At 53.4% G+C, this 24,542-nt stretch carries 23 protein-coding genes; 19 read left to right on the top strand and 4 right to left on the bottom strand.

Annotation, left to right across the window (positions count from 1 at the left end):
* From RT340_RS05600 to RT340_RS05590, 3 genes are all read right to left on the bottom strand, one after another.
* The coding region (locus RT340_RS05600; RefSeq protein ID WP_313374666.1) for an ATP-binding cassette domain-containing protein at positions 1–501 on the bottom strand (501 nt) is incomplete at its 3' end.
* A gap of 7 nt (positions 502–508) precedes the next feature.
* Positions 509–928, bottom strand: coding sequence for a D-ribose pyranase (rbsD, locus tag RT340_RS05595; RefSeq protein WP_038643989.1), 420 nt, complete (start codon positions 926–928; stop codon positions 509–511).
* Between the two features lie 170 nt (positions 929–1,098).
* Positions 1,099–1,494 carry a YgiW/YdeI family stress tolerance OB fold protein gene (locus tag RT340_RS05590; protein ID WP_160833298.1) on the bottom strand — a complete coding sequence of 132 codons (396 nt, stop codon included), beginning with the start codon at positions 1,492–1,494 and terminating at the stop codon, positions 1,099–1,101.
* A gap of 171 nt (positions 1,495–1,665) precedes the next feature.
* On the opposite strand from RT340_RS05590, the gene qseB reads away from it, so the two are divergent.
* Positions 1,666–2,328, top strand: coding sequence for a quorum sensing response regulator transcription factor QseB (gene qseB / locus RT340_RS05585; protein ID WP_097118414.1), 663 nt, complete (start codon positions 1,666–1,668; stop codon positions 2,326–2,328).
* On the top strand, positions 2,325–3,656 hold the full coding sequence (gene qseC, locus RT340_RS05580) for a quorum sensing histidine kinase QseC (RefSeq protein WP_097118415.1): 1,332 nt from the start codon (positions 2,325–2,327) through the stop codon (positions 3,654–3,656). The genes qseB and qseC overlap by 4 nt, the downstream gene beginning before the upstream one ends.
* Before the next feature lie 12 nt (positions 3,657–3,668).
* Here the strand turns inward: qseC and kup are convergent, their stop codons facing one another.
* Positions 3,669–5,537, bottom strand: coding sequence for a low affinity potassium transporter Kup (kup, locus tag RT340_RS05575; RefSeq protein WP_034830061.1), 1,869 nt, complete (start codon positions 5,535–5,537; stop codon positions 3,669–3,671).
* 299 nt (positions 5,538–5,836) lie between these two features.
* Here kup and ravA point away from each other — a divergent pair, with 299 nt between their 5' ends.
* The 17 genes from ravA to glmU all read left to right on the top strand — a co-directional run bounded on the left by ravA (position 5,837) and on the right by glmU (position 24,497).
* Positions 5,837–7,333: an ATPase RavA gene (ravA, locus tag RT340_RS05570; protein WP_034830059.1), complete on the top strand. Its 1,497-nt coding sequence runs from the start codon at positions 5,837–5,839 to the stop codon at positions 7,331–7,333.
* On the top strand, positions 7,330–8,790 hold the full coding sequence (gene viaA / locus RT340_RS05565) for an ATPase RavA stimulator ViaA (protein ID WP_313374659.1): 1,461 nt from the start codon (positions 7,330–7,332) through the stop codon (positions 8,788–8,790). The genes ravA and viaA overlap by 4 nt, the downstream gene beginning before the upstream one ends.
* 66 nt (positions 8,791–8,856) lie before the next feature.
* Complete coding sequence (gene ovoA, locus RT340_RS05560; protein ID WP_313374657.1) at positions 8,857–10,983, top strand: 5-histidylcysteine sulfoxide synthase; 2,127 nt, start codon at positions 8,857–8,859, stop codon at positions 10,981–10,983.
* A 108-nt stretch (positions 10,984–11,091) separates the two neighbouring features.
* Entirely contained in the window at positions 11,092–11,553 is a 462-nt protein-coding gene (gene asnC, locus RT340_RS05555; protein ID WP_034830053.1) for a transcriptional regulator AsnC, read from the top strand.
* 155 nt (positions 11,554–11,708) lie between these two features.
* Entirely contained in the window at positions 11,709–12,149 is a 441-nt protein-coding gene (gene mioC / locus RT340_RS05550; RefSeq protein WP_034830052.1) for an FMN-binding protein MioC, read from the top strand.
* A 441-nt stretch (positions 12,150–12,590) separates the two neighbouring features.
* On the top strand, positions 12,591–14,480 hold the full coding sequence (gene mnmG / locus RT340_RS05545; protein ID WP_097118419.1) for a tRNA uridine-5-carboxymethylaminomethyl(34) synthesis enzyme MnmG: 1,890 nt from the start codon (positions 12,591–12,593) through the stop codon (positions 14,478–14,480).
* 47 nt (positions 14,481–14,527) lie between these two features.
* The gene (gene rsmG / locus RT340_RS05540) at positions 14,528–15,145 is read left to right on the top strand and encodes a 16S rRNA (guanine(527)-N(7))-methyltransferase RsmG (RefSeq protein ID WP_211728901.1); all 618 of its coding nucleotides are present in this window, start codon (positions 14,528–14,530) and stop codon (positions 15,143–15,145) included.
* A 713-nt stretch (positions 15,146–15,858) separates the two neighbouring features.
* Positions 15,859–16,239, top strand: coding sequence for a F0F1 ATP synthase subunit I (atpI, locus tag RT340_RS05535; protein WP_034830047.1), 381 nt, complete (start codon positions 15,859–15,861; stop codon positions 16,237–16,239).
* Positions 16,240–16,247: 8 nt separating this feature from the next.
* Positions 16,248–17,066: a F0F1 ATP synthase subunit A gene (atpB, locus tag RT340_RS05530; protein ID WP_034830046.1), complete on the top strand. Its 819-nt coding sequence runs from the start codon at positions 16,248–16,250 to the stop codon at positions 17,064–17,066.
* A 50-nt stretch (positions 17,067–17,116) separates the two neighbouring features.
* Positions 17,117–17,356 (top strand): F0F1 ATP synthase subunit C, encoded by a 240-nt coding sequence (atpE, locus tag RT340_RS05525; RefSeq protein ID WP_003849523.1) that lies wholly within the window; start codon positions 17,117–17,119, stop codon positions 17,354–17,356.
* Between the two features lie 107 nt (positions 17,357–17,463).
* Positions 17,464–17,934: a F0F1 ATP synthase subunit B gene (atpF, locus tag RT340_RS05520; protein WP_034830044.1), complete on the top strand. Its 471-nt coding sequence runs from the start codon at positions 17,464–17,466 to the stop codon at positions 17,932–17,934.
* Between the two features lie 14 nt (positions 17,935–17,948).
* Entirely contained in the window at positions 17,949–18,482 is a 534-nt protein-coding gene (gene atpH, locus RT340_RS05515) for a F0F1 ATP synthase subunit delta (RefSeq protein WP_034830043.1), read from the top strand.
* A gap of 14 nt (positions 18,483–18,496) precedes the next feature.
* The gene (gene atpA / locus RT340_RS05510; RefSeq protein WP_058961695.1) at positions 18,497–20,038 is read left to right on the top strand and encodes a F0F1 ATP synthase subunit alpha; all 1,542 of its coding nucleotides are present in this window, start codon (positions 18,497–18,499) and stop codon (positions 20,036–20,038) included.
* 52 nt (positions 20,039–20,090) lie between these two features.
* Positions 20,091–20,957, top strand: a complete 867-nt coding sequence (atpG, locus tag RT340_RS05505) for a F0F1 ATP synthase subunit gamma (protein ID WP_313374650.1) — start codon at positions 20,091–20,093, stop codon at positions 20,955–20,957.
* A gap of 63 nt (positions 20,958–21,020) precedes the next feature.
* Positions 21,021–22,418 (top strand): F0F1 ATP synthase subunit beta, encoded by a 1,398-nt coding sequence (atpD, locus tag RT340_RS05500; protein ID WP_034830039.1) that lies wholly within the window; start codon positions 21,021–21,023, stop codon positions 22,416–22,418.
* 24 nt (positions 22,419–22,442) lie between these two features.
* A complete protein-coding gene (locus RT340_RS05495; RefSeq protein WP_034830038.1) occupies positions 22,443–22,862 on the top strand; it encodes a F0F1 ATP synthase subunit epsilon in 420 nt (139 codons plus the stop codon).
* 264 nt (positions 22,863–23,126) lie between these two features.
* A complete protein-coding gene (gene glmU / locus RT340_RS05490; protein WP_313374647.1) occupies positions 23,127–24,497 on the top strand; it encodes a bifunctional UDP-N-acetylglucosamine diphosphorylase/glucosamine-1-phosphate N-acetyltransferase GlmU in 1,371 nt (456 codons plus the stop codon).
* Positions 24,498–24,542: the final 45 nt, after the last annotated feature.

Raw genomic sequence — 24,542 nt, 5'->3', positions numbered from 1 at the left:
TTCATCCATAATGATGACCTTCGACTCGAAGCTAAGTACTTTGGCGATCTCAACCATCTGCTGATCGCCAATCGATAAATCGCCCACCAGCTTATGGCTGTTGAAGCGCAGGTTCAGACGATGTAATAAGGCATCCGCCTCGGCGTACATCCGGTTCCATTCGATGCGGCCAAAGCGGTTAACAAATTCGCGACCGAGGAAAATATTCTCTGCAACGGTCAATTGCGGAATCAGGTTGAGTTCCTGATGAATAATGCCAATGCCCGCTTCCTGCGACGCTTTCGGTCCAGAAAAAGCCACATCCTTGCCCAGCCACTGCAGAGAGCCCGCATCCATGCTGTAAATGCCGGTCAGCACTTTCATCATGGTGGATTTCCCCGCGCCGTTTTCACCCACCAGCGCCATCACGCGCCCCGGATAAACAGCCAGCGAAGCGCCATTCAGCGCTTTCACGCCGGGAAACGACTTTTCAATCCCTTTGAGTTGCAATAACGGTTGCATAACGACCTCAGAAGGTTACGCCAGCGCTCAGGATGACATTCGCATACGGAGAACACTCTCCGCTGCGAATGACGGCCTGACTACGCTGCGTTTCTTGTTTGAACTGTTCATGGCTGGTGTAACGGATGGTGATGACATTCCCCTGGTGCCGTTGCAAGGCATCGAGCACGGCGAGCAGTGCGCTGTGGAGTTGCGGATTGTGTTGCTTGATCTCCTCCGCCATCAGGGCGCTTTCGACTTGCATCTCCTGAGTGACAACATCAACCACCTGTAAAAATTCGGGCGTTCCCGGCGTCAACGCCAGGTCGATTCGCTGTGGTCCGGCCGGAATCGGCAAGCCCGCATCCGCAATCGTCAGCGTATCGGTGTGCCCCAGGCGGGCAATCACATGAGAGAGTTCAGCGTTTAACAAGCGACCTTTTTTCATTTCTTCCACTCCACAGCGAAACGTTTCGCTGAGCGGGAGTGTATTAAATGTGCGCGGCAACTCAATGACGTCATCACGGAAATGTGATCGCCATCGAAACGTTTCGCTTGTGCCGGGAATAATTTGAGTTTGGTGGGGGATGCGAGCCGCCTGAGCGGCTCTGAAGGGTGTTATGGCAGCTTGCGGACCTGCTTAACGTCCAGTTCAATGGAATTAAAGTCCTTATCCAGCTCGCCGGTCAGTTCAACCTGATCCTTCGGAGTGATGGTCTGTCCGTGCCAACGCTTATGGTCGATTTCCACTTTCATGTTGCCGCTACCGTCACGGAACAGATAATCCTCATCGCCGATTTGCTTATCCAGATAACCGCGCACGGTGATCCAGCTGTCATCTTTCATCTCTTCAGCCTGCTTCACTGTTACGACGCTGGTGTTATCGGCCTGGAAGCCGCCGGCGTGAACCTGAGCCTTTGGCGCACTGGGATCAACAAAGCCACCCTGCTGCGCGGCCAGAACCGGCGTCGATGCCAACATCACAATCGCAATTAACGCTGCACTCTTTTTCATTTTTCACCTCTGTTCCATGAATGTGTGGGATACGGAAGCCATTACAGCATAGGGTTCTTAACAGGATCTTAAGGGTTAAAAAAACACGAAAAATAGCCAAAATGCAGCGATTGACGCTGTACAAGCCGGTTTTGGCTTCGTATAACGACTCCTGCACTAAAGGAGAAACGCATGCGCATATTATTGATTGAGGACGACAAGCTTATTGGCGATGGCTTGAAAGTGGGGCTAACGAAACTCGGTTTCAGCGTTGACTGGTTCGTCTCAGGCGAAGCGGGATTCCAGGCCCTGCCAGCCGCGCCATGGGATGCCGTGGTACTGGATCTTTCGCTACCCGAGCGCGATGGACTGGAGATCCTGCGTCAATGGCGTGAGCAAGGCGCAGATGTGCCTGTATTGATCCTCACCGCACGTGATGCGCTCGATCAGCGCATACAAGGATTACAGTCAGGCGCTGACGACTATTTGTGTAAGCCCTTCGCGCTCGCTGAAGTCGCCGCGCGTTTACAGGCGCTGATTCGCCGCCGTCATGGACAACTACAGCCCGAGTTGAAACACGGCAAGGTGGTGATGTCGCCCAGCAGCCACAGCGTCTGGATTGACGGCGAAACCATCAGCCTGAAGAGCCGTGAACTGGCGCTGCTGGAGCTGTTTATGCGCAATCCAGGTCGCGTGCTAACCCGCAGCCAGCTGGAGGAAAAACTCTATAGCTGGGATGACGATGTCTCCAGCAACGCAGTAGAAGTGCATATTCATCATCTGCGCAAAAAGCTCGGCACAGCGTTTATTCGTACCGTTCACGGCGTGGGTTATACACTCGGTGCGGCAGAATGAGTCTATTTCTACGACTCGCCATCGGCTTTGTGCTGCTGATTACGCTGTGCGGTGGGGTAGCCAGTTACAGCGCCTGGCATCAGACCCGCGACACCGTTAATGAGCTATTCGATACCCAGCAAATGCTGTTTGCCAAACGCCTGCTGTCACTCGATCCCACCAGCTTGCACGCCGCCTCTCTGCCAAAAACCAAATCCATTTTGCGCCATCACCGCGGCGATCAGGATGATGATGCACTGGCGTTTGCCATTTTCCGTGCGGACGGCCAGCCGTTGCTTAACGATGGCGAGAACGGGCGCGATATGCAGTTTGATGATAAGCGTGACGGTTTTCGCGAGGGTCGTCTGCGCGGCGACGATGAGAGTTGGCGACTGCTTTGGCTGACTTCTGCTGATAAACAATATCGCGTGGTAGTGGGCCAGGAGTGGGAATACCGCGACGATATGACGCGCGATCTGGCACTGGCGAGTTTGATGCCGTGGCTTTACGCCATGCCCTTTATGCTGCTGATGCTGCTGGTATTGGTGTGGTTCGAATTGCGCCCGCTAAAGCGCCTGACGGCATCACTCCAGTTGCGAGCACCCGATGACGCCACACCGCTCGACGAAGCACGCTTGCCCAAAGAGGTGCAGCCGTTGGTGGCGGCATTAAACGGGCTGTTTCACCGTATGGCGCAACTCGTGCAGCGCGAGCGCCGTTTTACCTCCGATGCGGCGCACGAACTGCGCAGTCCGTTAGCTGCACTGCGCGTGCAGAGTGAGGTGATTCAGCTGGCGGATGATGACGAAGCAATGCGCAAACGGGCATTGCAGCAGCTTGATAGCGGCATCCAGCGCGCCACACGGCTGGTGGATCAACTCTTGACGCTATCAAGAGTGGAAGCGGACGATCTGCGCAGCGAATTTCAGCCGGTGCCACTGGCACCGCTGCTGCAAAAGCTTCTGATAGAACATTTTCCACAGGCCGAGGCGCAACAGATGGATCTGCAATTGCATGCACAGGCCGAACCGGTGATGAACGGTCATCCTCTGCTGTTGAATTTGCTGATGCGTAACCTGCTGGATAACGCGCTGCGCTATGCGCCGCCGGGCAGCCAGATTCAGTTCACGTTAAACGCGCGGACGATAACTATTGAAGATAACGGGTCAGGTGTTAGCGATGAGCAGCTTGCGCGCCTTGGTGAGCGTTTCTGGCGACCGCCGGGGCAAACGCAAACGGGCAGCGGTTTAGGAATATCGATTGTGAAAAACATTGCGCAACTGCACGGTATTCGCATTGCATTCAGCCATGTGCAGCCTCAAGGCTTGCGCGTCACCTTGAGCTGGTGACGCGCTTAATCCTTAAATCTCGACTTGCGTGCCCAGCTCGATCACGCGATTAGGCGGGATTTCAAACTGATCCGGCGCACGCAGCGCATTGCGTTGCAGCGCAAGGAACAGTTTGCCGCGCAGACGCAGATACCACGGGCGATCGCCAATAATCAGCGATTCATGGGACATGAAGAATGAGGTTTCCATCATGCGGCAGTTGAGACCTTCCAGCCCGCAGCGGTGGAAAATTTCTTCCACGTTCGGGGTCTCACGCCAGCCGTAGCTCGCCACCACGCGCCAGAACGTCGGCGACAGCTGTTCGATGGTAACGCGACGCACATTGTGCACGTAAGGCGCATCCTCAGTACGTAGCGTCAGCAGTACCACACGCTCATGCAGCACTTTGTTGTGCTTGAGATTATGCAGCATGGCAAAAGGGATCACGTTCAGGGCACGCGACATATAGACTGCGGTGCCCGGCACGCGTACCGGCGGAGATTTCTCCAGCGAAGCGATCATCGCTTCAAGCGAATTGCCGTGCTCATGCATACGACGCAACAGGCGGAAGCGCTCGCTTTTCCAGGTGGTCATCACGATAAACATCATCAGTGCCAGGGTCAGCGGCAGCCAACCGCCGGAGAACACTTTGACCAGGTTTGCCGAGAACAAGGACACGTCAATACACAGCATGCCAATCAGAATCAGCACCACCAGATAACGGTTCCAGTGCCAGTTCTGAATTGCCACCGTGGAGCAGAGAATCGCAGTCAGCACCATGGTGCCGGTGACTGCGATGCCGTAAGCCGCCGCCAGGTTACTGGAGTGCTCAAAGCCAACAATCACGATCACCACGGAGAAGTAGAGCAGCCAGTTGATCACCGGAATGTAAATCTGACCCGACTCTTCTTCCGAGGTGTGCACGATACGCATCGGCGGGAGATAGCCTAAACGTACCGCCTGACGTGTTAAGGAGAACACACCAGAGATCACCGCCTGCGAGGCGATAACCGTGGCCAGCGTCGCCAGAATCAGCATGGGAATCAGCATCCAGTCTGGCGCCAGCAGGAAGAAGGGGTTTTTGATCGCTTCGGGATGTTTAAGTAGCAGCGCGCCCTGACCAAAGTAGTTCAGCACCAGCGAGGGCAGCACCACGATAAACCAGGCAAGACGAATCGGGAATTTGCCGAAGTGACCCATATCCGCATACAGCGCTTCCACACCGGTAATGGCCAATACCACCGCGCCGAGCGCAAAGAACGACACCGTTTTGTACTGGATAAAGAAGTGCATCGCCCAATACGGGTTCATGGCATGCAGCACATCAGGGTTACTGATGATGCTACGCGCGCCCAGCACGGCCAGAATGATAAACCACACCAGCATCACCGGCGCAAACAGCTTACCCACGATGCCGGTACCGTGCTTCTGAATCACAAACAGCAGCGTCAGCACTGCAATCGCAAGCGGAACGATATATGCATCCAGGCTCGGTGCCGCAATCTCCAGCCCTTCAATCGCCGACAACACCGAGACGGCGGGCGTGATCACCACTTCACCATAGAAGAAGCTGCCACCAATCAGCCCCATGATGACAAGAATCGCCGTTGCACGTGCGCCGGTATTGCGCCCGGCCAGTGACATCAAGGTCAGGATCCCACCTTCACCGGCGTTATCGGCACGCATCACGTAACTGATGTACTTCAGTGACACCACTAAAATCAGCAACCAGAAGATCAGCGAGAGAAAGCCAAATACCGCTTCGCGTTCTACGCCAAAGCCGAACTGACCGGAGAGACATTCACGCAAAGTATAGAGCGGGCTGGTACCGATATCGCCATACACCACGCCAATCGCGGCGAGTGTGACTGCGCCAAGGGACTGCTTCTTATCCGAGCTCATAAGTTGTCTTTTGTTGGAGCCGATGAGGCACTTGCCTACCGCTCAGGCCATCAAAAAGCGCACAGTATGCACATATTCCCAAAAAAACCTACTCTTACAACATGTCATCATGACGTCAGCGAGGCGGTTTTTCGCCGAAATTAGGCGCCAAAAACCGTCTGAAGCAGCGAGTTCTCCCGCCTCAACCTTCTGAAACAAAAAAGCTGACGGCTATCAACGCAATCAAGCATGATAACCAGTAGAGTATTGCGCTCGCCAGAATATGACGGCTCCAGGATCAGAAGGACAATGATGTGATTATGGCTCAACCCCATCTTTTGGCAGAAAGAATTTCTCGCCTGAGTAACGCCCTGGAGAAAGGGCTGTATGAACGGCATCATGCGATCCGCCTGTGCTTATTAGCTGCACTCAGTGGCGAGAGCGTATTTTTGCTGGGGCCGCCCGGCATTGCCAAGAGCTTGATTGCTCGCCGCCTGAAATACGCCTTCCAACACGCCCGCGCCTTTGAATACCTGATGACCCGTTTTTCTACCCCTGAAGAAGTGTTTGGCCCGCTGTCGATTCAGGCGTTAAAAGATGAAGGTCGTTATCAGCGATTAACCAAAGGCTATCTGCCGGATGCCGAAATCGTCTTCCTTGATGAAATCTGGAAAGCCGGTCCGGCGATATTGAACACCTTACTCACCGCCATCAACGAACGCCGCTTTCGCAATGGCGACAGCGAAGAAAAGATTCCGATGCGCCTGCTGGTGACCGCTTCCAACGAATTGCCGGAGGCCGATAGCGGGCTGGAAGCCTTGTATGATCGCATGTTGATTCGCCTATGGCTGGATAACGTGCATGAGAAGCAGAACTTCCGCAGCATGCTCACCCACCAGCAGGACGAAAATGATAATCCGGTGACGGAAGCGCTACGCATCAGTGATGAAGAGTATCACCAGTGGCAGAAAGGCATCAGCCAGGTCTCCTTACCTGATCATGTGTTTGAGCTGATTTACCAACTGCGTCAGCAACTGGAGAATTTGCCCAGCGCACCTTACATTTCCGATCGCCGCTGGAAAAAAGCGATTCATCTGCTGCAGGCAAGTGCGTTTTACAGTGGCCGCGTGACCATTGCGCCGATCGATCTGATTCTGCTCAAGGATTGCCTGTGGCATGACGTCGCATCGATGCAGCTATTGGATCGCGAAATTGATGCTTTGATGACGCAGCACGCCTGGCAACAGCAGGCGTTGCTGCACAAACTGCAGCAGATCAAAGCACGTCGTCTCGCCTTGCAACAGCAGCAGAGCGTGGCACAAGCGCTGACGCTGGAGAAACACAGCGGTATGTTTAGCCGCAAACCTCATTACGAATTACCTGCTGCCATCAGCGATGAACAACTGACGCTCATGCTGCAACAGCCGTTAACGCTGCACGACATGCAAGTGACGCATGTGCTGATTGCCCGTGAAGCCTTAACCCAGTGGCTGATTAAAGGCGGTGAAATTCGCGGCAAACTGAATGGCATTGGTTTTGGCCAGACGCTGGATCTGCTGGTGGATGCGCATCACTGCCTGACGCTACGCGATGTCAGCCTGCAATCCACACGCTTAACGTTGCCCGGAGCCAGCAACAGTAGCGACATGCCGCAGGAAATCCAGGATGAATACGAAGCGCTGGATACCCAGCTCCGCGCACAGCGCACGCTGTTTAGCCAGCACCAGCGCTGCTTGTTTATCAGCGATGACTGGCTGGCACGTATTGAAACCAGCCTGCAGGATGTGGCAGAACAGCTGAAACAGGCGCGTAAATGATCTCACTGGAGACGCTGAGCACGCTGTTATCGATTGGCGAAACGGAGTTAATCGAAGAGTTGATTCTGGCCCTGCTTGCGTCGCCACAGCTGGCGCTGTTCTTTGAAAAATTTCCGCGCATGAAACAAGCCTTAATGCGCGATTTACACCGCTGGCGCACTGAAATCGCGGAACAGATGAAAACCACGCCGGTGCCGGAAGCGCTGGCGCAGGAGTTTCAGCTGTTTCAGCAAATGCAATTGATCAGCACGCAGGATTTCAGCCACCAGCTTCCCTACATTATGTTGCAGCTAAAAAACCTGCCGTCGCCATTTCTCGATGAAGCCAGCAAACTGCTGCTGCACAACGAAGCTGAACAACTGAGCAATGCTCAGCACACGCTGTTTTTGCAACGCTGGCGACTCAGCCTGACGCTGCAAACGCTCACGCTCAACGAAACCCTTCTTGAGGAGCAGCGCGAACGTCTGATGGCCGAGCTGCAGCAACGGATGGCAATCAGTGGCCAGCTGGCGCCAATCCTTACCGACGATGATGAAGCCGCAGCCGGACGTTTGTGGGATATGAGCAAAGCGTCACTTCAGCACGGTGATTATGAGCTGATTGTGCAATATGGTGATTTCCTCGCACAGCAGCCGGAATTAATGAAACTGGCGCAGCAGTTGGGCCGCAGCCGCGAAGCCAAATCGGTGCCGTCGCAGGATGCACCGCTGGAAGAATTTCACCAACTGGTGCGCGAGCCCGATCATGTGCCGGAAGAGGTCAGCGGCATTCATCAGAGCGACGATGTGTTGCGCTTGCTGCCGCCCGAACTGGCTGCCTTGAGTATTAGCGAGCTGGAGCTGGAATTTTATCGTCGCCTGGTGGAAAAACGCCTGCTGACTTACCAGTTACAAGGTGATGCCTGGCACGAGAAAGTCACACTGCGCCCGGTCAGCCACCAGCAACATGAAGCGCAGCCGCGCGGCCCTTTTATTGTTTGTGTCGATACATCAGGCTCGATGGGCGGATTTAACGAGCGCTGCGCCAAAGCCTTCTGCCTTGCGCTGTTAAAGGTGGCATTAGCCGATAAGCGCCGCTGCTACATCATGCTGTTCGCTCACGAAGTGATTGGCTACGAACTTACTGCCGATAGCGGCATTGAGCAGGCTATCCGTTTTCTTAGCCAACGTTTTCGTGGTGGCACCGATCTGGCGGCTTGCCTTGCTGCGGTGGTTAAACGTATGGAGGGCAGCGTCTGGGATGAGGCCGATGCGGTGATCGTGTCGGATTTTATCGCCCAGCGTTTACCGGATGACACCATCAACGCGATCAAGCAACGCCAGCGCCAGCATCAACAACGTTTCCACGCGGTGGCGATGTCGCTTCACGGTAAACCGGGCATTCTGCGTATCTTCGATCATATCTGGCGCTTCGATACCGGACTGAAAAGCCGCCTGCTGCGCCGCTGGAAACGCTAATTCATCTGGCAGAAATGCTTATTTGCTATAGTGAATAGTTCGCACACTGAGCATCTGGAGCATCTTGTGAACACCGCCCAACTTCCTGCACCGACCCGCACTTTGCAGCTCTCCGGCCAAAACGCCGAACAAAAACGGAGCGAGCTGCTGACGTATTTCACCCAAACCTGGGAGCTGTACGAAAGCCTGTTTGATTGCCTTGCCGACGAACGCGCGTATTTCAACAAAGCGATCTCATTACGCCATCCGCTGATCTTCTACTTTGGCCACACCGCTACGTTCTATATGAATAAGCTGATCGCTGGTCGCTATCTGGACAATCGCGTGGACGATCGCATCGAAGCCATGATGGCAATCGGTGTGGACGAGATGAGCTGGGACGATCTCAACGACAGCCATTACGCCTGGCCGACGGTCGAAGAGGTGCGTGACTACCGTGGAAAAGTCAAAAACGTGGTGAGCGAGTTTATTCGCACCATGCCGCTGGAACTGCCGATCACCTGGGAAAGCCCGGCGTGGGTGGTATTGATGGGCATTGAACATGAGCGTATCCACCTGGAAACCTCCAGCGTGCTGATCCGCCAGCTACCGATAGAATGGGTAAAACCGCAGGCGCATTGGCCGGTTTGTCCGCAGGCGCGCCACGATCGCGCATCGGTTCCAGATAACTCGCTGATTGCGATGCCTGGCGGTCGCGTGCAACAAGGCAAAACGGATGATACTTACGGCTGGGATAACGAATACGGCAATCAGGTAACTGAACTCAAACCATTTAAGGCCAGTAAAATGCTGGTCAGCAACGCCGAGTTTTATCGCTTTATCGCCGCTAACGGCTATCAGGATCAGCGCTGGTGGGATGAGGAAGGCTGGGGCTGGCGTGAATTCTCTGGCGCGCAAATGCCCACCTTCTGGGTCGGCGAGATTACGCAACCCGATCAACTGAAACTGCGCTTAATGACTGAAGAAGTCGCTCTGCCGTGGGACTGGCCAGCGGAAGTGAATCAGCTTGAAGCCGCCGCGTTTTGTCGCTGGCTGGCGGAAGAGACGGGTAAATCTATTCAACTCCCTTGTGAAGCCGAATGGATGCAGCTACGCGAACAGGTGAGCGGCGATCAGCCCGACTGGATCGAGGCGCCCGGCAATATCAATCTGGCCTATTGGGCTTCATCCAATCCTGTGGATCGCTTTGCGCAGGGCGAGTTTTTCGACATTGTTGGCAACGTCTGGCAGTGGACCACAACGCCAACTAACGGTTTCGAAGGTTTCAAAGTTCATCCGCTGTATGACGATTTCTCGACGCCGACCTTCGACGGCAAACACGCGCTGATCAAAGGTGGCAGTTGGATTTCCACCGGCAACGAGGCGTTAAAATCGGCTCGTTATGCCTTCCGTCGTCATTTCTTCCAGCACGCCGGTTTCCGCTATGTGGTCTCCTCACATAAAGAGACCATGGCACTCAATCCGTATGAAACGGACAGCATGGTGTCACAGTATCTCGATTTCCAGTACGGACCGGGCTACTACAACGTGCCGAATTACGCCGTGGCGCTGGTGGAAAAACTGCTGCCACACTGCAAACAACGTGGTGCGGCACTGGATCTCGGCTGCGCGACCGGCCGTGCCAGTTTTGAACTGGCACGCCATTTCGCGACGGTCACAGGCATGGATTATTCCGCGCGCTTTATTGATGTGGCGCTGCAGCTGACCTCCGGTGAGGACTTCCGCTATGTGGTGCCGGAAGAGGGCGAGCTGGTGGAATATCGCCAGGTGCGCCTGAAGGACTTCAATGTTAGTGACGAGCAAGCGGCACGCATTCAGTTTGTGCAGGGCGACGCCTGTAATCTTAAACCGCAGCCGGATCGTTACGATCTGGTATTGGCTTCAAACCTGATCGATCGTCTGCGTCAGCCGAAACGTTTCCTGCAGGACGTCATCCCGATGATCCGCTCTGGCGGGCTTTTGGTGCTTTCGTCGCCTTATACCTGGCTGGAGGAATTCACGCCCAAGGAGAACTGGCTGGGCGGCGTGCGTGAGAACGGTGAAGCTTTGACGACCTATCAGGCATTGCAGCGTTTGCTGCGTGATGCCTTTGAAGAAGTGGTGCCGCCGCAGGATGTGCCGTTTGTGATCCGCGAGACGGCGCGCAAGTATCAACATACCGAAGCGCAGCTCACAATCTGGCGTAAGCGATAAAAAAAGCGTGCAGACTGCGGCTACCACGCGGTCTGCACCTTGCCTGCACTGCTAATTTGCTGCACATTCTCCACTGTTCATAGAAGAAGAACTTAAAGAGGATGGATGATGGCAGAACAACTGCAACTGGATAACCTTGATCGCGGCATTCTCAATGCGCTGTTGGAAAACGCGCGCACCGCATATGCCGAGCTGGCCAAACAGTTCAATGTCAGCCCCGGCACCATTCACGTTCGCGTAGAAAAAATGCGCCAGGCAGGCATTATCCTGGGCACTCGTGTTGAAATCGATCCTCGTCAGTTGGGTTTTGATGTCTGCTGCTTTATCGGCATCATTCTGAAAAGCGCCCGCGATTATCCCGCAGCACTCAGCAAGCTGGAGGCGCTGGATGAAGTGGTAGAAGCCTGGTACACCACCGGCCACTACAGCATCTTTATTAAAGTGATGTGCCGATCCATCGATGCACTTCAGCAGGTGTTGATCAACAAGATCCAGACCATAGACGAAATCCAGTCCACCGAAACCCTGATCTCGTTGCAAAACCCGATCATGCGTACCATCAAGCCGTAATTCCCTCTCTTTCCTGTGCACAACCTTTTCCCAGGCGGATCACTTGTGTGATGCGCCTTGTCGGCTGATGCTTTCTGTTATTAACCCTGTTTTCCACAGGTGGATCACGGCTTGATCACAGCGTACAATGCTCGCCTTTAGTGCGGGAGAAGATCATGGCCGATATTACCTTAATCAGTGGCAGTACCCTTGGCAGCGCCGAATACGTCGCCGAACATCTGGAAGCAAAACTGCAGGAAGCGGGCTTTTCAACCGAGGTGCTGCACGGGCCAGAGCTGGACGAGCTGCCACAGGAAGGGATCTGGCTGATTGTGACTTCCACGCACGGTGCGGGCGAACTGCCAGACAATCTGCTTCCTTTATATGAAGCCTTGCAGGAGACGCAGCCGGACCTTTCCGCGGTACGTTATGGCGCAGTGGGTATCGGCAACCATGAATATGACCTTTTCTGCGGTGCCATTAAACTGCTGGAAGATCAGCTCAACCAGTTAGGCGCCAAACGCATTGGCGATCGCCTGGAGATCGACGTTCTCGAACATGAGATTCCTGAGGATCCGGCTGAAGTGTGGGTTGAGACCTGGAAAACGCAAATTTAAGACGATCTTTGCCGGTTGGGGATCGGGAAAAGTGAAAGATCCCCAGTTTATTTCGCTGTTTTATTGTTTTTTTTATGCCATTGTCTGTGGATAACACAGCCTTAATCTTGCGTATAACCGGTAGTTATCCCAATAACAACCCGTGATGCTTTTTTCGGCTGTGTATAAGTCGCCATTTAGATCCCAGCTTATACGGATCAGGATCACCGATCATTCACAGCAAGCGATCCTCTCTAATCCTCTGTTAATGCTTTGCTTTTCGGGGTTATCAACAGACCCTGACGATCCTAATAAGAGATCTAACAGAGAGATCATATAAAAGAATAAAGATCCTTTCTTTTAAACCGAAGGATCCCGCGGCTTTCGCAGTCGACAGAATTTCAGTAGAATCCACCGCCTAGGGCAACGATCCCTGTCCGAACATTAACGAGGACCCACTTCATGTTTTATCCAGATCCTTTTGACGTCATCGTAATCGGTGGTGGTCATGCGGGCACAGAAGCCGCGATGGCAGCTGCCCGAATGGGTCAGCAAACGCTGTTACTCACCCATAACATTGATACGCTTGGACAAATGTCCTGCAACCCGGCGATTGGTGGCATTGGGAAAGGACACCTGGTGAAGGAAGTGGATGCCTTAGGCGGTTTGATGGCAACGGCAATTGACCAGGCCGGCATTCAGTTTAGGATACTAAACGCAAGCAAAGGCCCTGCTGTGCGGGCAACGCGTGCGCAAGCCGACCGCGTCCTGTATCGCCAGGCGGTACGCACTGCGTTGGAAAACCAGCCGAACCTGATGATCTTCCAGCAGGCCGTTGACGATCTGATTGTGGAGAACGATCGCGTCGTCGGTGCTGTCACGCAGATGGGCCTGAAATTCCGTGCCAAAAGTGTGGTGCTGACAGTCGGGACATTCCTCGACGGCAAAATTCATATTGGTCTGGATAACTACAGCGGTGGCCGTGCTGGTGATCCGCCATCCATTCCACTGGCGAAACGCCTGCGTGCTTTGCCGCTGCGTGTAAATCGTCTGAAAACCGGTACGCCGCCGCGTATTGATGCACGCACCATCGATTTTTCGGTGCTGACACCGCAGCATGGCGATACGCCAATGCCGGTGTTCTCGTTTATGGGCAATGTTTCTCAGCACCCGCAACAAGTACCGTGCTGGATCACTTACACCAACGAACAAACACACGATGTGATCCGCAATAACCTCGATCGCAGCCCGATGTATGCCGGGATCATCGAAGGGATCGGACCACGTTACTGCCCATCGATCGAAGACAAAGTGATGCGCTTTGCCGATCGTAATGCGCATCAGATCTTCCTTGAACCGGAAGGGCTGACCAGCAACGAGATCTACCCTAACGGTATCTCCACCAGCTTGCCGTTTGACGTGCAGATGCAGATCGTCCGTTCGATGAAAGGTCTGGAGAACGCAAAGATTGTGCGCCCAGGTTATGCCATCGAGTACGATTTCTTCGATCCGCGCGATCTGAAGCCGACGCTGGAAAGCAAATTTATCCACGGGCTGTTCTTTGCCGGTCAGATTAACGGCACCACCGGTTATGAAGAAGCTGCGGCGCAGGGCTTGCTGGCCGGTTTAAACGCTGCACGTGCCTCAGCAGACAAAGAGGGCTGGGCGCCGCGCCGCGACCAGGCTTATCTCGGTGTGCTGGTTGACGATCTCTGCACCCTCGGCACCAAAGAACCGTACCGTATGTTTACCTCGCGCGCGGAATATCGTTTGATGCTGCGCGAAGACAACGCCGATCTGCGTTTGACAGAAAAAGGTCGCGAGTTGGGTCTGGTCGATGATGCGCGTTGGGCGCGTTATAACCAGAAGCTGGAAGCGATTGAGCAGGAGCGCCAGCGCCTGCGCGATCTGTGGGTACATCCGAAATCAGACAATGTGGGCGAAGTGAATAGCGTCATCAGTGCGCCACTGACGAAAGAAGCCAGCGGTGAAGATCTGTTGCGTCGCCCGGAAATGACCTACGAACTGCTGATGACGTTACCGAGTTATGGCCCGGCATTATCTGACGAGCAATCTGCAGAGCAGGTTGAGATTCAGGTGAAGTATGAAGGGTACATTGCACGCCAGCAGGAAGAAATTGACCGCCAGCAACGCAACGAAAACACCTTGCTGCCTGGCGATCTCGACTATCGTCAGGTTAATGGCTTGTCGAATGAAGTGATCGCCAAACTCAACGATCACAAACCTACCTCCATTGGGCAGGCCTCGCGTATTTCAGGCATTACACCAGCAGCGATCTCCATTTTGCTGATTTACCTGAAAAAACAGGGCCTGCTGCGTAAAAGTGCCTGATCGACCCTGGGGCGAGGTCACTCGCCCCCGTTTATGGAACGTTCCTTGTGATTAACAAACTCTCCCAGCTGCTCGATGCGGCAAATATTTCACTTACCGATCAACAAAAACAGCAGCTCGTCGGCTATGTAGAATTGCTGCATAAGTGGAACAAGGCGTACAACCTGACATCGGTGCGCGATCCGCAGCAGATGCTGGTGCGCCATATTCTCGACAGCGTGGTCGTCGAACCGCATTTACAAGGCGAGCGCTTTATTGATGTGGGCACCGGGCCGGGTCTGCCAGGGATTCCGTTAGCCATTGTCCGTCCGCAGGCGCATTTTACGCTGCTGGATAGCCTGGGAAAACGCATCCGTTTCCTGCGTCAGGTACAACATGAGTTAGGGCTCACTAACATCACCCCGGTACAAAGTCGTGTGGAAGAGTTCCCCGCAGAGCCTCCGTTTGATGGCGTTATCAGCCGTGCCTTTGCTTCGCTGGAAGACATGCTGAACTGGTGCCATCATTTACCGGGCACCTCGGGCCGCTTCTACGCATTGAAGGGGGTGCGTCCGGATGATGAAATTTCAGCCTTGCCTGCGGACTTTGTGGTGGAGAAGATTGAATCACTGCATGTGCCAGAACTGGATGGTGAACGTCATTTAGTGGTGCTGTCTCGCCAATAGCCATAAAGAAGGTGCGGATTTAACACCAACCGCACCTTTAGTCAGTGAAAACGTCCTGAATAAAAAAACAGCAGTTGAACACTTTTAGTCAAAAGCTTTTATTCGGCAGGGCAGGGTGAGACGGTTAACAAGCGCCACGGAAATTATCCGAAAAGCTCTGTTACATTTAACGAACATTTCACATTTCATTATCAGTTAGATCACTTTATTGGCTGTATTTACCTGCGCAAATAGTCACGTCAGAAAATATAACGCTGCAATAAATCGGCGTGCGTAATATCAGTTTTACGTTTTTATTGCGATGTACGATGTCAATAGAGTGTTTTTATCGAAAATCATGACCTGATACCGGATGGATAATTCTATCGTTATGATAAAAAACAGCTTTCATCACTTTTGAAATCTAAAAATTCATGCTTAAAACAAATTCATTCGCCAGCCTATTGCCTATAATGTGATCTGAAGCACGCTTTAAAAGCAAGCCAACAAGGCAATTTCAGCGATTTAGCTGAGTCATAGTGGAAGGTGATGTTTTGAAAAATAGCCCTCCAGAAAGAAATTTAAATAATTGTTCACCTTTTCGCTACTTACCGATTGAAATCGCAGGTGGCGCCCGTATAATTTGCACGGCTTTTGCTGCTTGACTCAAATGAGTAAAGGCAGTCTTATACGACACGCGACATACCCCGTTCGGGGCAGGAGAGTTCAACGCCATGTCAGTGTCTCTTTACAGTGTGAAATTAGCCCGGACCGTGCTGGTGATCCAGCTGGTGACGTTTGTCATCATCGGTGCACTCTTTACTCTGAAAGATGTTATCTGGGGCGCCTCCGCCATCGCGGGTGGAGCGGCAGCCTGGCTGCCGAATGTGTTGTTTATGTTTTTAGCCTGGCGCCTGCAGGATCAAACGCCTGCCAAAGGTCGTGTGGCCTGGAGCTTCGCCCTCGGTGAAGTGTTGAAGGTCTTCACGACAGTCATTCTTCTCATGGTGGCGTTAGGTGTGTTTGGAGCGGTCTTTTGGCCTCTCGCAATCACTTGGTTATCGGTGCTGGTGGTGCAGATCGTCGCGCCGGCTGTAATTAACAACAAAGGGTAAGAGGCATCATGGCTGCTGGAGAAATCTCTACTCCGCAAGAATACATAGGTCACCACCTGAATAACCTTCAGCTGGACCTGCGTACTTTCGAGTTGGTGAATCCGCACGACGCTCCTGCGACGTTCTGGGTATTAAATATCGATTCCATGTTTTTCTCTGTGGTACTGGGACTGCTTTTCCTGGTGTTGTTCCGTAAAGTGGCAAAAAGCGCCACCAGCGGTGTGCCAGGGAAACTTCAAGCGGCTATCGAACTGGTTGTCGGTTTCGTTGATAACAACGTTCGCGACATGTACCACGGTAAAAGCAAACTTATCGCCCCGCTGGCGCTGACAATTTTTGTCTGGGTCTTCCTGATGAACTTCATGGATCTGCTGCCTATCGATTTGCTGCCGTTTATCGGTGAGCACTATCTTGGCCTGCCAGCGCTGCGCGTTGTGCCGTCTGCAGATGTGAACATCACGCTGTCTATGGCGTTGGGCGTCTTTATTTTGATTCTGTTCTACAGCATCAAAATGAAAGGCATTGGCGGCTTCACCAAAGAACTGACGCTGCAGCCTTTTAATCACCCGATCTTCATCCCAATCAACCTGATTCTTGAAGGTGTTAGCCTGCTGTCTAAACCGGTTTCACTCGGTCTGCGACTGTTCGGCAACATGTATGCGGGTGAACTGATCTTTATCCTGATTGCCGGCTTGCTGCCGTGGTGGTCGCAGTGGGTGTTGAATGTGCCATGGGCCATTTTCCACATCCTGATCATTTCGCTGCAGGCTTTCATTTTCATGGTCCTCACGATCGTCTATCTGTCGATGGCATCTGAAGAACATTGATTTTTTTATCTCAACACTAAGCTTTTAACTGAAACAAACTGGAGACTGTCATGGAAAACCTGAATATGGATCTGCTGTACATGGCTGCCGCTGTGATGATGGGTCTGGCGGCAATCGGTGCTGCGATCGGTATCGGCATCCTCGGAGGTAAATTCCTGGAAGGCGCAGCGCGTCAACCGGATCTGATTCCTCTGCTGCGTACGCAGTTCTTTGTTGTAATGGGTCTGGTGGATGCAATCCCAATGATCGCTGTAGGTCTGGGTCTCTACGTGATGTTTGCGGTCGCCTAAACCTGGTAGCCTTGTTCACTCATGGCACCCGGTGTGATGAGGAACGGATTCTGCCGTTTATCGCTGATAGCGGCAGAGCAAGTTAACTTAATAAGAGGCATTGTGCTGTGAACATTAATGCAACAATCCTCGGCCAGGCCATCGCGTTCATTCTGTTTGTCGCGTTCTGCATGAAGTACGTATGGCCGCCGATCATGGCTGCCATCGAGAAGCGTCAGAAAGAAATTGCTGATGGCCTTGCTTCTGCTGAGCGCGCGAAGAAAGATTTAGATCTCGCGCAGGCCAATGCGACCGACCAGCTGAAAAAAGCGAAAGAAGACGCTCAGGTCATTATCGAGCAGGCGAACAAACGCCGTGCACAGATTCTGGACGAAGCGAAAACCGAAGCTGAGACTGAACGTAACCGCATCGTGGCACAAGCGCAGGCAGAAATCGAAGCCGAGCGTTCACGTGCCCGTGAAGAGCTGCGTAAGCAAGTCGCGTTGCTGGCATTAGCTGGCGCCGAGAAAATCATCGAACGTTCCGTGGATGAAGCTGCTAACAGCGACATCGTTGATAAACTGGTCGCTGAACTGTAAGGAGGGAGGGGCTGATGTCTGATCTGATTACTGTAGCTCGCCCCTACGCCAAAGCAGCTTTTGACTTTGCTGTTGAGCATCAAAGTATCGATCGTTGGCAGACCATGCTGGCGTTTGCCGCTGAAGTGGCTCGCAACGAACAGATGGCAGATCTTCTTTCCGGTGCGCTCGCGCCGGAAGCTTTATCTGCTTCTTTCAACGCGGTATGTGGCGATCAACTTGATGAACCCGCTCAGAACCTGATTAAGGTAATGGCGGAAAACGGACGTTTGACAGCACTTCCAGCGGTACTGGAACAGTACATCCAACTGCGTGACGCTTATGAAGCGACCGCCGAAGTGGATGTGATTTCTGCCAGTACCCTGAGTGACAGCCAGCTGAGTAAAATCAGCGCCGCGATGGAAAAACGTCTGTCACGCAAAGTTAAGCTGAATTGCAAAATTGACAAGTCTGTAATGGCAGGTGTGGTTATCCGTGCGGGTGACCTGGTCATTGATGGTAGCGTACGCGGCCGTCTTGATCGTCTGGCAGACGTCTTGCAGTCTTAAGGGGACTGGAGCATATGCAACTGAATTCCACCGAAATCAGCGAACTGATCAAGCAGCGCATTGCTCAGTTCAATGTGGTGAGCGAAGCTCACAACGAAGGTACTATTGTTTCTGTAAGTGACGGTATCATCCGCGTACACGGCCTGGCCGATGTGATGCAGGGTGAGATGATTGCCCTGCCGGGCAACCGTTACGCTATCGCACTGAACCTCGAGCGTGACTCGGTTGGTGCAGTAGTGATGGGCCCGTACGCTGACCTCGCCGAAGGCATGAAGGTTAAATGTACTGGCCGTATTCTTGAAGTTCCAGTTGGCCGTGGCCTGCTGGGCCGTGTGGTGAACACCCTGGGTGCACCGATCGACGGTAAAGGCGCAATCGACAACGACGGCTTCTCGCCGGTTGAAGTGATTGCACCGGGCGTTATCGACCGTCAGTCAGTAGACCAGCCTGTTCAGACCGGTTACAAATCTGTCGATGCGATGATTCCAATCGGCCGTGGCCAGCGTGAGCTGATCATCGGTGACCGTCAGACCGGTAAAACCGCAATGGCAATCGACGCCATCATCAACCAGCGCGATTCAGGCATCAAGTGTGTCTACGTTGCGATTGGCCAGAAAGCGTCAACCATTTCTAACGTGGTACGTAAGCTGGAAGAACACGGCGCGTTGGCTAACACCATCGTCGTTGTGGCTTCTGCTTCTGAATCCGCTGCACTGCAATACCTGGCGCCATACGCCGGTTGCGCGATGGGTGAGTACTTCCGTGACCGCGGTGAAGATGCCCTGATCGTATACGATGACCTGTCTAAGCAGGCTGTTGCTTACCGTCAGATTTCTCTGCTGCTGCGCCGTCCACCAGGTCGTGAAGCATTCCCAGGCGACGTGTTCTATCTCCACTCTCGTCTGCTGGAGCGTGCATCACGCGTAAGCGCTGACTACGTTGAGCGTTTCACTAACGGTGCTGTGAAAGGCCAGACCGGTTCTCTGACCGCGCTGCCAATCATCGAAACTCAGGCGGGTGACGTTTCTGCGTTCGTTCCGACCAACGTAATCTCGATTACTGATGGTCAGATCTTCCTGGAATCGAACCTGTTCAACTCCGGTATTCGTCCAGCCGTTAACCCGGGTATCTCTGTATCCCGTGTTGGTGGTGCTGCACAGACCAAGATCATCAAGAAACTGTCCGGTGGTATCCGTACCGCTCTGGCACAGTATCGTGAACTGGCTGCGTTCTCTCAGTTCGCATCCGATCTGGACGATGCAACGCGTAAACAGCTGAGCCACGGTCAGAAAGTGACCGAGCTGCTGAAACAGAAACAGTATGCGCCGATGTCTGTCGCGCAACAGGGTCTGGTGCTGTTTGCTGCTGAGCGCGGCTTCCTGAACGACGTTGAACTGGCGAAAATCGGCAGCTTCGAAGCCGCTCTGCTGGCGTTCGCAGACCGCGATCACGCTGAGCTGATGGCTGAAATCAACCAAGCGGGCAACTTTAATAACGAAATCGAAGAGAAGCTGAAAGGCCTCCTCGAAACGTTTAAAGCAACCCAGTCCTGGTAATGCCTGGCGGCTTGTCTGAAAAGGCAGGCCGCAAGGCTTTGAGGAGAAGCTAATGGCCGGTGCAAAAGAAATACGTACCAAGATTGGAAGCGTAAAAAATACGCAGAAGATCACCAAAGCGATGGAAATGGTCGCCGCCTCCAAAATGCGTAAAACGCAGGAACGCATGGCGGCCAGCCGTCCGTATGCAGACACCATGCGCAAAGTGATTGGTCACCTTGCGTTAGGGAATCTGGAATACAAGCACCCTTACCTGGAAGAGCGCGACGTTAAGCGCGTCGGCTATTTGGTCGTTTCTACCGACCGCGGGCTTTGTGGTGGTTTGAACATTAACCTGTTCAAAAAATTGCTGGCAGATATGAAGGGCTGGGCTGATAAAGGTGTACAGAGCGATCTGGCCGTTATCGGTTCTAAAGGCAATTCATTCTTCGGCTCTGTCGGTGGCAACATCGTGGCACAGGTCACTGGTATGGGCGACAAGCCTGCACTGTCTGATCTTATCGGCCCAGTAAAAGCGATGTTGCAGGCCTATGATGAAGGCCGCATCGACAAGCTGTATATCGTCAGCAACAAGTTTAATAACACCATGTCTCAGACTCCGACCATTACCCAACTGCTGCCGTTACCGCCAGCGGAAGGTGAAGAAGAGATGAAGGCGAAGACCTGGGATTACCTGTACGAACCCGATCCGAAAGCGCTGCTGGATACCCTGCTGCGCCGTTATGTCGAATCGCAGGTTTATCAGGGTGTGGTGGAAAACCTGGCCAGTGAGCAGGCTGCACGTATGGTGGCAATGAAAGCTGCAACCGATAACGGCGGAAACCTGATCAAAGAGCTGCAGTTGGTTTACAACAAAGCTCGTCAGGCCAGCATCACCCAGGAACTTACCGAGATCGTCTCGGGAGCCTCCGCGGTTTAACCAGGCATATATCCTGTCGCGCGAGCGCGGCCGGATATTCTCGTATTAGGTAGAGGATTCAAGATGGCAGCTGGAAAGATTGTCCAGATTATCGGCGCCGTAGTTGACGTCGAATTCCCTCAGGACGCGGTACCACAGGTATATAGCGCGCTTGAGGTTCAAAATGGTGACGCTCGTCTGGTGCTGGAAGTTCAGCAGCAGCTGGGTGGTGGCGTGGTGCGTACCATCGCCATGGGTACTTCTGACGGCCTGAAGCGCGGTCTGCAAGTTACCGACCTGAAAAAACCGATCCAGGTACCGGTTGGTAAAGCAACCCTCGGCCGTATCATGAACGTATTGGGCGAACCAATCGACATGAAAGGCGACCTGCAGAATGACGACGGCACCACTGTAGAGGTTTCCTCTATTCACCGTGCTGCGCCTTCTTATGAAGATCAGTCTAACTCGCAAGAGCTGCTGGAAACCGGCATCAAGGTTATCGACCTGATGTGTCCGTTCGCTAAGGGCGGTAAAGTCGGTCTGTTCGGTGGTGCGGGTGTAGGTAAAACCGTAAACATGATGGAGCTGATCCGTAACATCGCGGCTGAGCACTCAGGTTACTCGGTATTTGCTGGTGTGGGTGAACGTACTCGTGAGGGTAACGACTTCTACCACGAAATGACTGACTCCAACGTTATCGATAAAGTAGCGCTGGTGTATGGCCAGATGAACGAGCCGCCGGGTAACCGTCTGCGCGTAGCACTGACCGGTCTGACCATGGCGGAGAAATTCCGTGATGAAGGCCGTGACGTTCTGCTGTTCATCGACAACATCTACCGTTACACCCTGGCCGGTACTGAAGTATCAGCACTGCTGGGTCGTATGCCATCTGCGGTAGGCTACCAGCCAACGCTGGCAGAAGAGATGGGTGTGTTGCAGGAGCGTATTACCTCCACTAAGACGGGTTCAATCACCTCTGTACAGGCCGTTTACGTTCCTGCGGATGACTTGACTGACCCATCACCAGCAACCACCTTTGCTCACTTAGACTCAACCGTTACGCTGAGCCGTCAGATCGCGTCTCTGGGTATCTACCCGGCCGTTGACCCGCTGGATTCCACCAGCCGTCAGCTGGATCCACTGATCGTGGGTCAGGAGCACTACGACGTTGCGCGTGGCGTGCAGTCTCTGCTGCAGCGTTACCAGGAACTGAAAGACATCATCGCCATCCTGGGTATGGACGAGCTGTCTGAAGAAGACAAACTGTTGGTGGCACGTGCGCGTAAGATTCAGCGCTTCCTGTCTCAGCCGTTCTTCGTTGCTGAAGTCTTCACCGGTTCTCCAGGTAAGTACGTGACCCTGAAAGACACGATTCGTGGCTTCAAAGGCATCATGGAAGGCGAATTCGACCACCTGCCAGAGCAGGCGTTCTACATGGTCGGCGCTATCGAAGAAGCTGTAGAAAAAGCGAAGAAACTGTAATAACGGTTTCCCAGGAGGAATAGTATGGCTATGACTTATCATCTGGACGTTGTCAGCGCGGAGCAACAAATGTTCTCCGGTCTGGTTGAGCGCATCCAGGTGTCAGGTAGCGAAGGTGAGCTGGGTATTTACCCAGGCCACGCCCCGCTGCTGACAGCCATCAAGCCTGGTATGATTCGCATCGTGAAACAGCACGGCGAAGAGGAGTATATCTACCTCTCTGGCGGCGTGCTGGAAGTACAGCCGGGCAGCACGACCGTTCTGGCCGACACCGCGATTCGCGGTGAAGACCTCGACGAAGCGCGCGCGCTGGAAGCGAAACGTAAAGCAGAAGAGCACATGAACAGCAGCCACGGTGATGTGGACTATGCTCAGGCCTCTGCGGAACTGGCGAAAGCTATCGCGAAACTGCGTGTAATCGAGCTGACCAAGAAAGCGATGTAATCAGGCTTTATGCGTCACGAAATGCCAGCCCATTGGGCTGGCATTTTTTTTGCGCGCTATAAAGCATCCTGCTTTGGGGGAGGGCGATGTTGTCTTGCTCTGCCCGATTCTATCGGCAAAATGCATCGCGTGATGCCCAGGCCGGCACTGGTTTTATCTCCAATCAGCCTTTCATCTTTATCCGCTAATTTCGGTCCGAGAAAAATGTAGTAATCTCAGAGGTAAACCTTACACTTTCGAAAGTTAAATTGAGTCTGGATAGTTATGTCTACAAGCGCGATGAGTGTGGTGATCCTGGCCGCTGGCAAAGGCACCCGAATGTATTCCGATCTGCCAAAAGTTCTGCATAGCCTGGCAGGAAAACCGATGGTTCAGCATGTGATCGATGCCGCGACCGGTCTGGGTGCCCAGCAGGTGCATCTGGTGTACGGTCACGGCGGCGATTTACTGCAAGAGAAACTGGCCCACAACACCCTGAACTGGGTACTGCAGGCTGAACAGCTCGGTACCGGCCATGCAATGCAGCAGGCAGCACCTTTCTTTGCCGATGACGAAGACATCCTGATGCTGTACGGCGACGTACCGCTGATCTCGCAAGCCACTTTACAGCGTTTGCGTGAAGCGAAACCTGAAGGTGGAATCGGTTTGCTCACCGTGGTGTTAGACAACCCTACCGGCTATGGTCGCATCGTGCGTGAAAACGGCACGGTGACCGGCATCATTGAGCAGAAAGATGCCTCAGCAGAACAGCTTAAGATTCAGGAAATTAACACCGGCATCCTGATTGCAAACGGCGGCGACCTCAAACGCTGGCTGGCGCAGCTCAACAATAACAATGCTCAAGGCGAGTTTTATATCACCGATATCATCGCCATGGCGCATCACGAAGGTCGCGTGATCAACGCGGTACATCCTGCGCGTATCAGTGAGACCGATGGTGTGAATAACCGCCTGCAACTGGCCACGCTGGAGCGTGCCTATCAGAGCGAGCAGGCAGAACAATTGCTGCTGGCGGGCGTCATGCTGCGCGATCCTGCGCGTTTCGACCTGCGCGGTTCGCTGCAACATGGGCGTGATGTCGAGATCGATACCAACGTTATCATTGAAGGCACCGTGACATTGGGCGACCGCGTCAAAATTGGCGCTGGGTGCATCATCAAAAATAGCGTTATTGGTGATGATTGTGAAATCAGCCCTTATTCAGTCCTCGAAGATGCCACCTTAGCCGCTGCCTGCACCGTTGGGCCATTCGCGCGTCTGCGTCCTGGCAGCGAGTTGGCGGAAGAGGCACATGTCGGCAATTTCGTTGAGATGAAAAAGGCCATCTTGGGCAAAGGTTCTAAAGCGGGTCATCTTTCCTATCTTGGCGATGCCGAAATTGGTGCGGGCGTGAATATCGGTGCAGGTACCATCACCTGTAACTACGATGGCGCGAATAAATCGAAAACCATTATCGGCGACAACGTGTTTGTCGGCTCCGATACCCAGTTGGTGGCCCCGGTCACCGTCGCGGCTGGCGCGACCATCGCGGCAGGTACCACGGTAATGAAAGATGTCACCGCCGCCGATTTGGTCTACAACCGCAAAGAACAGAATCAGAAGTCTGGCTGGCAGCGTCCGGTTAAGAAAAAATAAATTTTAAGGGTCGGCAAAGATCGGCCCGTGAAAAAAACTACCCGA

It is taken from the genome of Pantoea sp. CTOTU50773, assembly GCF_032082325.1.
GTDB lineage: Bacteria > Pseudomonadota > Gammaproteobacteria > Enterobacterales > Enterobacteriaceae > Pantoea > Pantoea communis.
This window is presented reverse-complemented; position numbering and strand designations above follow the sequence as displayed.

What these genes read in the sequence shown, in the direction of transcription:
- atpG (WP_313374650.1), top strand. Translation starts at nt 20,091, where the DNA reads ATGGCCGGTGCAAAAGAAATACGTACCAAGATTGGAAGCGTAAAAAAT.
- atpA (WP_058961695.1), top strand. Translation starts at nt 18,497, where the DNA reads ATGCAACTGAATTCCACCGAAATCAGCGAACTGATCAAGCAGCGCATT.
- asnC (WP_034830053.1), top strand. Translation starts at nt 11,092, where the DNA reads ATGGCAGAACAACTGCAACTGGATAACCTTGATCGCGGCATTCTCAAT.
- atpB (WP_034830046.1), top strand. Translation starts at nt 16,248, where the DNA reads ATGGCTGCTGGAGAAATCTCTACTCCGCAAGAATACATAGGTCACCAC.
- qseB (WP_097118414.1), top strand. Translation starts at nt 1,666, where the DNA reads ATGCGCATATTATTGATTGAGGACGACAAGCTTATTGGCGATGGCTTG.
- RT340_RS05495 (WP_034830038.1), top strand. Translation starts at nt 22,443, where the DNA reads ATGGCTATGACTTATCATCTGGACGTTGTCAGCGCGGAGCAACAAATG.
- viaA (WP_313374659.1), top strand. Translation starts at nt 7,330, where the DNA reads ATGATCTCACTGGAGACGCTGAGCACGCTGTTATCGATTGGCGAAACG.
- mnmG (WP_097118419.1), top strand. Translation starts at nt 12,591, where the DNA reads ATGTTTTATCCAGATCCTTTTGACGTCATCGTAATCGGTGGTGGTCAT.
- atpD (WP_034830039.1), top strand. Translation starts at nt 21,021, where the DNA reads ATGGCAGCTGGAAAGATTGTCCAGATTATCGGCGCCGTAGTTGACGTC.
- qseC (WP_097118415.1), top strand. Translation starts at nt 2,325, where the DNA reads ATGAGTCTATTTCTACGACTCGCCATCGGCTTTGTGCTGCTGATTACG.
- atpE (WP_003849523.1), top strand. Translation starts at nt 17,117, where the DNA reads ATGGAAAACCTGAATATGGATCTGCTGTACATGGCTGCCGCTGTGATG.
- ravA (WP_034830059.1), top strand. Translation starts at nt 5,837, where the DNA reads ATGGCTCAACCCCATCTTTTGGCAGAAAGAATTTCTCGCCTGAGTAAC.
- mioC (WP_034830052.1), top strand. Translation starts at nt 11,709, where the DNA reads ATGGCCGATATTACCTTAATCAGTGGCAGTACCCTTGGCAGCGCCGAA.
- rbsD (WP_038643989.1), bottom strand. Translation starts at nt 928, where the DNA reads ATGAAAAAAGGTCGCTTGTTAAACGCTGAACTCTCTCATGTGATTGCC.
- RT340_RS05590 (WP_160833298.1), bottom strand. Translation starts at nt 1,494, where the DNA reads ATGAAAAAGAGTGCAGCGTTAATTGCGATTGTGATGTTGGCATCGACG.
- glmU (WP_313374647.1), top strand. Translation starts at nt 23,127, where the DNA reads ATGTCTACAAGCGCGATGAGTGTGGTGATCCTGGCCGCTGGCAAAGGC.
- kup (WP_034830061.1), bottom strand. Translation starts at nt 5,537, where the DNA reads ATGAGCTCGGATAAGAAGCAGTCCCTTGGCGCAGTCACACTCGCCGCG.
- atpI (WP_034830047.1), top strand. Translation starts at nt 15,859, where the DNA reads ATGTCAGTGTCTCTTTACAGTGTGAAATTAGCCCGGACCGTGCTGGTG.
- atpH (WP_034830043.1), top strand. Translation starts at nt 17,949, where the DNA reads ATGTCTGATCTGATTACTGTAGCTCGCCCCTACGCCAAAGCAGCTTTT.